This is a genomic window from Mycetocola sp. Y171, from assembly GCF_056713165.1.
Genome location: NZ_JBWYGX010000001.1, coordinates 798,308 through 808,489 on the forward strand (window position 1 = coordinate 798,308; position 10,182 = coordinate 808,489).

A 10,182-nucleotide genomic window follows, 5' to 3' on the forward strand; every position below is an offset into this window, starting at 1 on the left:
TGAACAAAGTACAAGCTGACAGGAGCGAATGTATGCGCAATCGTGACTTCGACGCTGCCCCCTTGTAGGCAAGCGCTTCCACATGCCACGGGCGATGCCATAGAGTAAGCGGCATGAATTCGCGCAACAGCACAGAGTGGTGGCGTTCTGCCGTCATCTACCAGATCTACCCCCGGTCATTCGCGGACGCGAACGGGGACGGTCTCGGTGACCTGCCCGGCATCACGTCCCGGCTGTCTTCACTGAAATCGCTGGGGATCGATGCCATCTGGCTCTCACCCTTCATGACGAGCCCCCAGAAGGACGCCGGCTACGACGTGGCCGACTACTGCGACGTCGACCCGATCTTCGGAACCCTCGCCGACTTCGACGCGATGACCGAGAAGGCACACGAATTCGGCATCCGCGTCATCGTCGACCTCGTCCCCAACCACTCGTCTGACGCTCACCCGTGGTTCCAGGCCGCCCTCGCGGCCGCCCCCGGCTCCCCTGAACGCGCACGCTACATGTTCCGCGACGGCCAGGGCGAGAACGGCGAACTCGAGCCGAACAACTGGCAGAGCGTGTTCGGCGGCCCGGCATGGAGCCGGACCACCGATGCGGACGGCACCCCAGGCCAGTGGTACCTGCACATCTTCGACGCGAGCCAGCCCGACTTCGACTGGACCAACGAGGAGGTCCGCGAGATGTTCCGCGGCGTGCTCCGGTTCTGGCTCGACCGCGGGGTCGACGGCTTCCGGGTCGACGTCGCCCACGGCATGATCAAGGCCGACGGCCTGCCCGACTACACACCGCCAGCCGAGGGCGGCAGCATGGGCGGCAGCGGCACTCCGGTCGGACTCGAGCCCGCCATCGACGACATCGGTGACGACGGTGCTCCGTACTGGGGCCAGGAAGGCGTGCACGACATCTACCGCGACTGGCACACCGTCCTCGAGGAGTACGAGGGTGACCGCGTGCTCTGCGCAGAGGCGTGGGTCGAGCCACTGTCGAAGATGGCGAAGTGGGTGCGTCCGGACGAGATGCAGCAGGCCTTCAACTTCCCGTACCTCGAGACGCCGTGGGAGGCATCCGCTCTCCGGGCCGTCATCGACGAGTCCCTCGAGGCGTTCAGCGCCGTCGGCGCTCCGAGCACCTGGGTGCTCTCGAACCACGACGTCGTGCGCCACGCGAGCCGCCTGGCCGTCACGGCCGAGAACCCCCAGGGTCACGGCATCGGGCCGAAGAGTCCCGGGCAGCCCATCCGCGAGACCGGCCTCCGCCGTGCCCGCGCGGCGACCGCGCTCATGCTCGCCCTTCCCGGCGGCGCATACCTCTACCAGGGCGAGGAGCTCGGCCTGCCCGAGGTCATCCACCTGCCGGACGACGCCCGCCAGGACCCGACCTGGTTCCGCACGAACCGCGAACGCTACGGTCGTGACGGATGCCGTGTGCCCATCCCCTGGGAAGCAGGCGCACCGGCATACGGCTTCAACGCGACAGGCGCCGCCTGGCTCCCGCAGCCGGACGACTGGGACGGTTACGCGAGGGACAGTCAGGTCGGCGTCGAGGGTTCGACCCTCGAGCTGTACCGCGAGGCCCTCCGTCTCCGCCGGGCCCACGAGCTCGGCCTCGGCACCCTGACCTGGCATGACGGCTTCGCCGAGCAGGTCGTGGCGTTCAGCAACGGGCCCATCACGGTCATCGCGAACACCGGCCGCACGATCGCCGCGATCCCGGAGGCGTTCGCATCGTCCGAGGTCCTGCTGGCGAGTGGTGCCGTCGACGGCACCACGATCGGTGCGGACTCGACGATCTGGGTGCGCACTCTGTAGGTCTTCGCACAGCACACGGGCGGGTGGCTTCGGCTGCCCGCTCTTCTGCGTTGCGCCGGGTGACCGACACGGCGACCTCGTGCTTAGCTGAGCACATGAACGCGATCGAACCGGCTCCACCCGGTGCCCACCAGGACGAACCCCACGGCAACGCGACCGCGTCCCGGTTGAACTGGCTCCGTGCCGGGGTGCTCGGGGCGAACGACGGCATCGTCTCCGTTGCAGCGATCGTCGTCGGCGTTGCCAGCGCGACGAGCGCGTTCTTCCCGATCCTCACTGCAGGAATGGCGGGGCTGGTCGGTGGGGCGATCTCGATGGCGCTCGGCGAATACGTCTCGGTCTCGAGCCAACGCGACAGCGAACGTGCGCTCATCGCCAGGGAACGCGACGAACTCCGCGACATGCCAGAAGAAGAGCTCCTGGAGCTCACCGGGATGCTCCGTGAACGTGGGCTCTCGGAAGACACGGCACGGCAGGTCGCCGGCGAACTGACCGAGAAGGACGCGCTCGCGGCTCACCTCTCGCTGGAACTGAACATCGATGAGGACAGCGTCGCCAACCCCTGGCACGCGGCCATCGCCTCAGCGATCGCCTTCACCATCGGCGCGACCCTTCCGATGCTCGCCGTCCTCCTGCCGCCGGCAGAATGGCGCATCCCGATCACGTTCGCAGCCGTGCTCGTTGCCCTCGCCCTCACTGGGGCCCTCGGCGCGAGGCTGGGTGGCAGCCCGATGCTGCGCCCGACCGTCCGTGTGGTCGTCGGCGGTGCGCTCGCGCTGGCGGCGACCTTCGCGATCGGGTCACTGCTGGGCACTACCGTCGCCTGATCCCCGACAGGAGATTCTGGCGCCCATGCACGGTCAACAGGAGCCGGCGGGCGGTTCTGGGTTGACGTTCCTGTTCAGCGTGCGCCGCCGACGATTCCGTCGGCGTGCGCGCCCACCCATCGCACGAGCGGGAGCAGCTGCGCGGACAGGTCCTGCCCGAGCTCGGTGAGGCTGTACTCGACGTGCGGCGGGATCGTCGGGTGAGCGTCGCGGTGCACGAAACCGTCTGCTTCGAGGGTGCGCAGCGTCTGTGCGAGCATTTTCTCGCTGATCCCCTCGATCGTGCGCCGGAGTTCACCCCAGCGGAGGGTCTCACCGGACAATGCCACGAGGATGAGGACTCCCCATTTGCTCGTGACGTGATCGAGCACGACGCGGCTGGAGCAGTTCGCTGCGAAGACGTTCGGGCCGCCGGGCACGCCCGTTCCGACCAGGTCGGCCAACCGTTCTTTCGCTCCCGTATCCGTCATGGTAAGTAGCTTACCTGAAAGTGGGTACCTCCCATCGGGAAGTACCGCGGCCCTCCTTCGGTTCCACCCATGGACAGGCCCGTGAGCGCGGGCCAGTGAAAGGAAAACATGTCAATCGTCGTCACCGGAGCCACCGGTTCCCTCGGCCGCCTCATCGTCGACCACCTGATCGCCCGCGGTGTCGATCCTGCACAGATCGTCGCCGCCGGACGCACCGGATCGAAGCTCGCCGACCTCACCTCGGCCGGCGTCCGCACGGCGGTCATCGACTACTCGGTGCCCTCCACCCTCGACGCTGCCTTGGACGGCGCCGACACCCTCATGCTCGTCTCCGGCAGCGAAGTGGGACAGCGCGTGGCACAACACGGCAACGCGATCGCCGCGGCGCAGGCAGCCGGGATCTCCCGGATCGTCTACACGAGCGCCCCACGGGCGGACACGTCCGAGCTGATCCTGGCACCCGAGCACAAGGCGACCGAGGAACTGATCAGGGCATCCGGCATCCCCTTCACGATCCTCCGCAACGGCTGGTACACCGAGAACTACGCCGGGGCGCTGGCCCAGGCGAGGGAGACCGGGGTGTTCCTCTCGAGCACCGGCGAAGGACGGATCGCCAGCGCCTCACGGACCGACTACGCCGAAGCGGCCGCCGTCGTGCTCACAACGGACGGACACGATGGCGCCACCTACGAGTTGTCGGGCGATGTCGCCTGGACGGGAGACGACCTGGCTGTTGCACTGGCTGCCGTTGCAGGCAGGGACGTCGTCCACACCTCCGTCGATCCCGAGGCCCACGCCGAGATCCTCCGCGGCGCGGGACTGGACGACGGGACGGTCGGCTTCGTCGTCGCCCTCGATGGGAACACGCGCGACGGGCTCCTCGCCGAGACGACCGGCGACCTGTCGCGGCTGATCGGTCGTCCGACGACACCGCTCATCGACGGACTCACGGCCGCAGCCTAGGCACGCGGCCTGCCACTCGACGGGACGATTCGCGGCTCCAGCACACTCACCAGGAGAAGCGCCCGAATTCTCGAGCGCTTCTCCTGTCGGGCGGGTGGCGATCAGGAGGCGCGGCCGCGCACCCAGCGGGCGATGAAGTACAGGACGACACCGAGGGCGAGCAGTCCCCCGCCGAAGAGCCAGACGATCCCGCTCTGCTGCGTGAGCAGGAGGATGCACGAGAGCACCCCGAGCACAGGGACGATCGTCCACACCCGGAAATGCTTGTGGTCGACCCTATCCTTGCGGAGCACGAGCACGGCGACGTTCGTCGAGATGAAGACGAACAGCAGCAGGAGCACGACCGTTTCGGCGAGCGTCGACAGGTCACCGACGAGGGTGAGCAGCATTGCGACGACGGTGGTGGCGACGATCGCGGCCCACGGTGTCTTGCGGTTCGGCAGCACTTTTCCGAGTGCGCTTGGCAGCAGGCCGTGCTCGGCCATCCCGAAGGTGAGCCTCGACGACATGATCATCGTGAGCAGGGCGCCGTTGGCAACGGCGACGAGGGCGATGAGGCTGAACAGCCACTCGGGGACACCGACTCCGGATGCCGCGACGACCGAGAGCAGCGGACCCGACGACTCCGACAGCTCGTTCGCGGGCAGTGCGATGGCGCTGGCGAGACCGACGAGGACGTACACGACTCCGGCCGTTGCGAGCGAGCCGAAGAGGGCCAGCGGGTAGACCTTGCTGGGGTTGCGGATCTCTTCGGCGACGTTCGCGGAGGTCTCGAAGCCGACGAAGGAGTAGTACGCGATGATGGCGGCGCTGAGGGTCGCCATCGCCGGGACGGAGCCCTCCGGGAACTGGCCGATCCGCGACACGTCTCCGCCGCCGTTACCGAGCATGACGGCCACGACGACGATCACGATGACGAGACCGCTGAGTTCGATGATCGTCATGACCACGTTGCTCTTGAGCGATTCACTGATCCCACGGGCGTTGAGGCACGCGACGAGAACGAGGAAGACCATGGCCGCGGGAACCACGGGCACATCGATGAAGGTGGAGAGGTACTGGCCCGAGAAGGCGAGCGACAGCCCGGCTGCGCTCGTCACTCCGGCGGCAAGCATGCTGAAGCCGACGAGGAACGAGATGATCGGCTGCTTGAACGCGCGTTCAGCGAAGACGGCCGCGCCTCCGGCCCTCGGGTACTTCGTCACCAGCTCGGCGTACGACCCGGCGGTGAGCAGCGCGAGAAGAAGGGCGACGACGAGCGGAGCCCACAGCGCACCGCCGACGTTCTCCGAGAGAACGCCCATGAGGGCGTAGATGCCTGCTCCAAGAACGTCGCCGAGGATGAAGAGAAAGAGCAGCGGACCGGTGATCTTCTGCGTGAGTTTCGACGCGGGTGCGGCATCCGTCGTCGGGGTCTGTGATGTTGTTGCGGCTGTCATGGTGTTGCCTCCCGGGATGCAACCCTAGAAGCACTCCGAATCGCTCCCTATTTCAGGTCGAAGGCTTGCATTTGGCCCGCCGACGATGCATAGAGGTCAGCCGAGAATGGATGCCTCCGCGCCGGCGTCGAGAAGCAGCTCGTGGAGCTCGTCGAAGAGCCGAGGCGATGCTGCGAGGGTGAAGTCACTGCTCGCCTCCCTCCCGTGCAGGCCACCCACTCGGGCCCCAGCCTCCTGGGCGATGAGCACACCGGCGGCGTGATCCCAGGCGTTGAGCCCGCGTTCGTAGTAGGCGTCGAGCCGGCCATTTGCCACCCAGCAGAGGTCGAGCGCTGCAGACCCGACGCGACGGATGTCGCGCACCTGCCCGATGAGCTGCTGGACGATCCCGGCCTGCCAGATCCGCCGCTCGGCCGTGTAGGAGAACCCGGTCCCGATCATGGCAAGCGCAGCATCGACGGCGGGGTTGGCGTGGATCGGCGAGCCGTTGAGGGTCGCACCCGCGCCCCGAGCGGCACTGAACGTCTCTCCCGCCGCGGGGTTCACCACCGTCGCAGCGAGCGCCGTCCAGGTGTGCGGGCCCGGGTCGCCCTCGACGACGGCGATGCTGACCGCGTAGTTCGGGATGTCGTAGAGGTAGTTGACGGTGCCGTCGATCGGATCGACGACCCAGGTGAGACCTGTCGTGCTCGACGTGGCATCCGATTCCTCGCCGAGGAATCCGTCACCGGGCCTGGCGTCGGCGATCAGCGAACGGATGAGGTCCTCGGACTCCCGGTCCGCGAGCGTGACCACGTCGACGGCCGAGGACTTCGTGGCGGCGACGGTGACGCCTTCGTGACGGCGGCGAAGGATGAGTTCCCCGGCCTGGGTGGCGATGTCGGTGGCCAGTTTCTGCAGGTCTGAACTCACAGTGGAATCCTCTCGCTTCGTCCTGTCAACGCTAGACCACCGGCGTGCACAGTACCGAAGCTGCGTCCACGGGCGTCAGTCGGTTCCGGGCGGGCAGACCTGGTTCTGCTTCTGACCGCTCCACAGGCCGTCCTCCGAGATCCGGCCGCGGATCCGGTCGAGGGCCCTCGCGAGTACGTCCTGCTCCTCGGGGCTCAATGGATCGAACACCGCCTCACGAACGAAGGTCACGTGGCCTGGCGCCGCCTCCCTGATCAGTTCCCAGCCGGCATCCGTCAGTACGATCTCCTGGCCGCGGCCGTCCTCATCCGAGTGGGCTCTCTCGACGACGCCCTTCGTCTCCATGCGCTTGACCAGGTGCGACAGCCTGCTGCGCTCCCAGCCGAGGTCTGACGCGAGGTCGCCTGATCGCTTGCGGCTGCCCGGGCATTCGGACAGCGCGGCGAGGACGGAATACTCGACGATCGACAGGTCGGAGTCCCGCTGCAGCTGCCTGTCGACAGCGGCCGGGAAGCCCCAGATGAATTCGCGAAGGGCGAGCCAGACTTCTTTCTCGCGCTCGTCCAGCCACCGAGGCTGGGAAGTCTCTTCATTCATGATCCCTCCTCCGTCCGTTTAGTTGACATGACAATCAAAATCCTGCAGGATGGCTCTCAGTGTAATTGACACGTCAACCAAATGAAAGGTCTTGAATGACTAAGATCGCGATCATCACCGGCAGCACCCGTCCCGGCCGCAACAACATCGGCGTCGCCGAGTGGGTTCTCGCCCAGGCCCAGCAGCGCACGGATGCCGAATTCGAGCTGGTCGACATCGCTGACTACGCACTCCCGCTCCTCGACGAGGGCTACCCGGCCGCGTACCAGAACTACATGAACGACCACACCAAGGTCTGGGCCGAGAAGATCGCTGAGTTCGATGGCTTCGTCTTCATCACCGCTGAGTACAACCACTCGGTCACCCCTGCACTCGCCAACGCGCTCTCGTACCTCAACGCAGAGTTCGCGAACAAGGCTGCCGGCCTCGTCGGATACGGATCGGCCTCCGGCGTCCGCGCCATGGAGCACCTCCGTGGCATCCTCTCGGAGCTGCAGGTCGCGCACGTGCAGAAGACCGGCATGTTCAGCCTCTTCACCGACTTCGAGAACTTCAGCACGTTCGCTCCGACCGAGCTCTCGGCCGCGACCGTCGTGCCGATGCTCGACCAGCTCGTCGTCTGGGCTCGCGCCATGGAGTCCGTGCGCGACGAGGCCCTCGTCGCCGCGTAGGTCTTCTCCCTTTCGTTCAGGGTGTCTCGCCGTCGGCGAGGCACCCTGTTCTCGTTCATCAGGCTGTCGCTCCGTCATCCTTCGCCCATCAAGGTTGTGCAGTCCGGGTCGACCTCAGGCCGCTCGCGCCCTCCGTCGCCTGACGATGAGCGCGTGCTGTTCGGGGAAGGTCCAGCCGAACAGGACGGCGAGAAGGCGCGTGATGGTCGTGAGCACGACACCGGCGATCGCTGCGCAAAGCACGGGGATGCCCAGTGCGACCAGCACGACGAGGAGCACGGATCCCGCCGCCGCGGCAACCGCGTAGAGCGAGCCGACGTGGAACAGGGTGACCGGCAGGTTGAGTGTCACGTCACGAAGGACGGATCCTCCGACGGCGGCCGCAGCGCCGACGAAGACCGCCGGACGGCCGGGAGCCCGATGGACAGCGCTTTGGATGTGCCGATCGCGCCGAAAAGACCGATCGTCACGGCATCCAGCACCAGGATGATCGGATCGAGGCGGGCGAGCAGCCGTTGGAGAGTCATCCCGACGAATGCGGATGCCGCGGCGACGAGAAGGTACCAGTCCCCACGGAACGCGGCAGGGGGTTCGCCGATGAGGATGTCGCGCAACAGGCTTCCGCCGAGGGCGACCCCGATGCCGATGAGCATCACACCGAGCACATCGATGCGGCGGTCGGTGACCCCGCCGGCGAAGAGCGCGCCCTGGAGTCCGCCGAGGCCGGCAGCAGCGAGCTCGGCCCAGAGCGGGATCTCGAACGGCTCGATCATCTCCATGTCCTGTCTGTTCGGTCAGCCCGTCGGCCCCGCGCTGCCTCGTGACAGCGACGGGGCCGACGATGATCGGATCTACCGGGCGGCCGCCTGAGCGACCTCACGGACCGTTGACCTGGCCGCCTCGAGGATGACGCTCGTGACAGCATCCGGCTGCGACACCGTGACCGCGTGTGAGGCATCCACCTCGATGAGGTGAGCGTTCGCACGCTTCGCCATGAAGCGCGACAACTCGGTCGGGATCGCGAGGTCCTCGGTCGCGGCGAGCGCCCACGACTCGATCGTCGTCCAGGCCGCACGGGTGGCAGGGGCCTGGAACGCCGCGAGCGCGAGGGGACGCTGCGTCATTGCCATTCTCTCGGCAACGGCAAGGTCGACGTCGCCGGCGAACAGGGCCTGGAACCTCGTCTGATCGATGTAGAGGTCGGTCCCCACATCGCCCTCCGGAGCCGTGCGGTACGGAACTGGCTGGGCCGCACTGCCGAGCTGGGCGCCAGGGAACTTCTCGACGAGATCGACGAGGCTTTCGCCCGGCTCCGCGAGGAAGCTCGCGACGAAGACGAGGGCGGTGACGTTCGGGTTGCCGTCGGCCGCGTGGCTTATGACGTGTCCGCCGTACGAGTGACCGGCGAGAACGATCGGGCCAGTGATGCTCTCGAGGACGCTGCGCAGGTATTCCGCGTCGCTGTCCAGCCCGCGCAGGGGGTTGGCGACCGCGATCACCGGATGACCGGCCTGACGGAGCGCTGTGACCGATCCGTTCCAGCTCGACGAGTCCGCATATGCACCGTGGACGAGGACGATGGTCTGCTTCTCAGAGGGGGTGTTCATTTCAACTTTCCTTCCGTTCGAGTGATGTCCGCTTCCGGGATGGGAATCGGTAGTGAGGGTAACGCAATCGATATGCAATATATTGCGTATCGCAGAAGTTTGTCGAGGGGGCATCGTCAAATTGGGCGAGAGCGCGAAAAGGATGCACTATATGGGGGTGCCCATCCCCACGAACCAACCCCCCGTCGGCCGCTCGCTCCTGCGCGACGACGTCTACCGGCGCCTCCGCGACGCCGTCATCGATGGCACCTTCGCTCCGGGGGAACAGTTGAAGGACGGCGACCTGGCCGCGTGGCTCGGCGTGAGCCGCACCCCCGTGCGCGAAGCCCTCCTCCGCCTCGCGCAGAGCGGACTCGTGGTGACCCACCCCGGTCAGTCCACGGTCGTCAGCTCGCTCGACGCGCGCGCGACGCAGGAAGCGCGCGATGTCGTCGCGGCCATGCACGCTCTGGCGGTCTCCGAGGCGGTCACCCGCCTCACCGCTACGGACCTCCAGGCGATGCGCGACGCCGCCGGCCGTTTCGACACCGCGCTTGCGGCCGAGGACATCGACGCCGCGATCCTCGCGGACGACGAGTTCCACGACATTCCGGTGGCGGTCGCAGGCAACCGGGCGATCTCGTCGATTCTCGAGCAGTTCATGCCGGTGCTCCGCCGCATCGAGCGCGTTCGCTTCGCTTCGCCCGACGGTCGGCGCTCCCCGGACCGGCATGAGGAGCTGATTCAGTTGTGCGTGGCAGGCGATGTCGCTGGGGCGGCGGCCGTCGCCTTCGACACCTGGCACAGCCTGCCTGCCGCGGACTGACACCGGCAGGCTTCGATAGTGCAGTAGTGGCTCGAAATTCGCTGATTTTCGCGCCACTGCTGCACTCTCGGCGATGG

12 protein-coding genes are annotated in these 10,182 nt (G+C 67.0%); 5 read left to right on the plus strand and 7 right to left on the minus strand.

Annotated elements, in window-relative coordinates:
• Positions 1–113 precede the first annotated feature (113 nt).
• The gene (locus AC1M2K_RS03765) at positions 114–1,814 is read left to right on the plus strand and encodes a glycoside hydrolase family 13 protein (protein ID WP_480239893.1); all 1,701 of its coding nucleotides are present in this window, start codon (positions 114–116) and stop codon (positions 1,812–1,814) included.
• Positions 1,815–1,909: 95 nt separating this feature from the next.
• Entirely contained in the window at positions 1,910–2,641 is a 732-nt protein-coding gene (locus tag AC1M2K_RS03770; RefSeq protein ID WP_480239894.1) for a VIT1/CCC1 transporter family protein, read from the plus strand.
• Positions 2,642–2,715: 74 nt separating this feature from the next.
• On the opposite strand, the gene AC1M2K_RS03775 is transcribed toward AC1M2K_RS03770, so the two are convergent.
• Positions 2,716–3,111 carry a winged helix-turn-helix transcriptional regulator gene (locus AC1M2K_RS03775; RefSeq protein ID WP_480238080.1) on the minus strand — a complete coding sequence of 132 codons (396 nt, stop codon included), beginning with the start codon at positions 3,109–3,111 and terminating at the stop codon, positions 2,716–2,718.
• A gap of 108 nt (positions 3,112–3,219) precedes the next feature.
• Here AC1M2K_RS03775 and AC1M2K_RS03780 point away from each other — a divergent pair, with 108 nt between their 5' ends.
• Positions 3,220–4,074, plus strand: coding sequence for an SDR family oxidoreductase (locus tag AC1M2K_RS03780; protein ID WP_480238081.1), 855 nt, complete (start codon positions 3,220–3,222; stop codon positions 4,072–4,074).
• A gap of 101 nt (positions 4,075–4,175) precedes the next feature.
• Here the strand turns inward: AC1M2K_RS03780 and AC1M2K_RS03785 are convergent, their stop codons facing one another.
• The 3 genes from AC1M2K_RS03785 to AC1M2K_RS03795 form a co-directional block, all read right to left on the minus strand.
• The gene (locus tag AC1M2K_RS03785) at positions 4,176–5,513 is read right to left on the minus strand and encodes an APC family permease (RefSeq protein ID WP_480239895.1); all 1,338 of its coding nucleotides are present in this window, start codon (positions 5,511–5,513) and stop codon (positions 4,176–4,178) included.
• A gap of 96 nt (positions 5,514–5,609) precedes the next feature.
• Entirely contained in the window at positions 5,610–6,425 is an 816-nt protein-coding gene (locus tag AC1M2K_RS03790) for an inositol monophosphatase family protein (RefSeq protein ID WP_480239896.1), read from the minus strand.
• A 75-nt stretch (positions 6,426–6,500) separates the two neighbouring features.
• Positions 6,501–7,022, minus strand: a complete 522-nt coding sequence (locus AC1M2K_RS03795) for a MarR family winged helix-turn-helix transcriptional regulator (RefSeq protein WP_480239897.1) — start codon at positions 7,020–7,022, stop codon at positions 6,501–6,503.
• A 95-nt stretch (positions 7,023–7,117) separates the two neighbouring features.
• Between AC1M2K_RS03795 and AC1M2K_RS03800 the strand changes: the two genes are divergently transcribed.
• On the plus strand, positions 7,118–7,693 hold the full coding sequence (locus AC1M2K_RS03800; RefSeq protein WP_480238085.1) for an NADPH-dependent FMN reductase: 576 nt from the start codon (positions 7,118–7,120) through the stop codon (positions 7,691–7,693).
• A 114-nt stretch (positions 7,694–7,807) separates the two neighbouring features.
• Here AC1M2K_RS03800 and AC1M2K_RS03805 read toward each other — a convergent pair whose 3' ends face one another.
• The 3 genes from AC1M2K_RS03805 to AC1M2K_RS03815 form a co-directional block, all read right to left on the minus strand.
• Entirely contained in the window at positions 7,808–8,044 is a 237-nt protein-coding gene (locus AC1M2K_RS03805) for a hypothetical protein (RefSeq protein ID WP_480239898.1), read from the minus strand.
• Entirely contained in the window at positions 8,041–8,472 is a 432-nt protein-coding gene (locus AC1M2K_RS03810) for a trimeric intracellular cation channel family protein (RefSeq protein WP_480239899.1), read from the minus strand. The genes AC1M2K_RS03805 and AC1M2K_RS03810 overlap by 4 nt, the downstream gene beginning before the upstream one ends.
• 72 nt (positions 8,473–8,544) lie before the next feature.
• On the minus strand, positions 8,545–9,300 hold the full coding sequence (locus tag AC1M2K_RS03815; RefSeq protein WP_480239900.1) for an alpha/beta fold hydrolase: 756 nt from the start codon (positions 9,298–9,300) through the stop codon (positions 8,545–8,547).
• A 151-nt stretch (positions 9,301–9,451) separates the two neighbouring features.
• Here AC1M2K_RS03815 and AC1M2K_RS03820 point away from each other — a divergent pair, with 151 nt between their 5' ends.
• The gene (locus tag AC1M2K_RS03820) at positions 9,452–10,105 is read left to right on the plus strand and encodes a GntR family transcriptional regulator (protein WP_480239901.1); all 654 of its coding nucleotides are present in this window, start codon (positions 9,452–9,454) and stop codon (positions 10,103–10,105) included.
• Positions 10,106–10,182: the final 77 nt, after the last annotated feature.

Coding starts and splice junctions, on each gene's coding strand:
- AC1M2K_RS03820 (WP_480239901.1), top strand. CDS start 9,452: ATGGGGGTGCCCATCCCCACGAACCAACCCCCCGTCGGCCGCTCGCTC.
- AC1M2K_RS03800 (WP_480238085.1), top strand. CDS start 7,118: ATGACTAAGATCGCGATCATCACCGGCAGCACCCGTCCCGGCCGCAAC.
- AC1M2K_RS03785 (WP_480239895.1), bottom strand. CDS start 5,513: ATGACAGCCGCAACAACATCACAGACCCCGACGACGGATGCCGCACCC.
- AC1M2K_RS03775 (WP_480238080.1), bottom strand. CDS start 3,111: ATGACGGATACGGGAGCGAAAGAACGGTTGGCCGACCTGGTCGGAACG.
- AC1M2K_RS03810 (WP_480239899.1), bottom strand. CDS start 8,472: ATGGAGATGATCGAGCCGTTCGAGATCCCGCTCTGGGCCGAGCTCGCT.
- AC1M2K_RS03815 (WP_480239900.1), bottom strand. CDS start 9,300: ATGAACACCCCCTCTGAGAAGCAGACCATCGTCCTCGTCCACGGTGCA.
- AC1M2K_RS03765 (WP_480239893.1), top strand. CDS start 114: ATGAATTCGCGCAACAGCACAGAGTGGTGGCGTTCTGCCGTCATCTAC.
- AC1M2K_RS03795 (WP_480239897.1), bottom strand. CDS start 7,022: ATGAATGAAGAGACTTCCCAGCCTCGGTGGCTGGACGAGCGCGAGAAA.
- AC1M2K_RS03770 (WP_480239894.1), top strand. CDS start 1,910: ATGAACGCGATCGAACCGGCTCCACCCGGTGCCCACCAGGACGAACCC.
- AC1M2K_RS03780 (WP_480238081.1), top strand. CDS start 3,220: ATGTCAATCGTCGTCACCGGAGCCACCGGTTCCCTCGGCCGCCTCATC.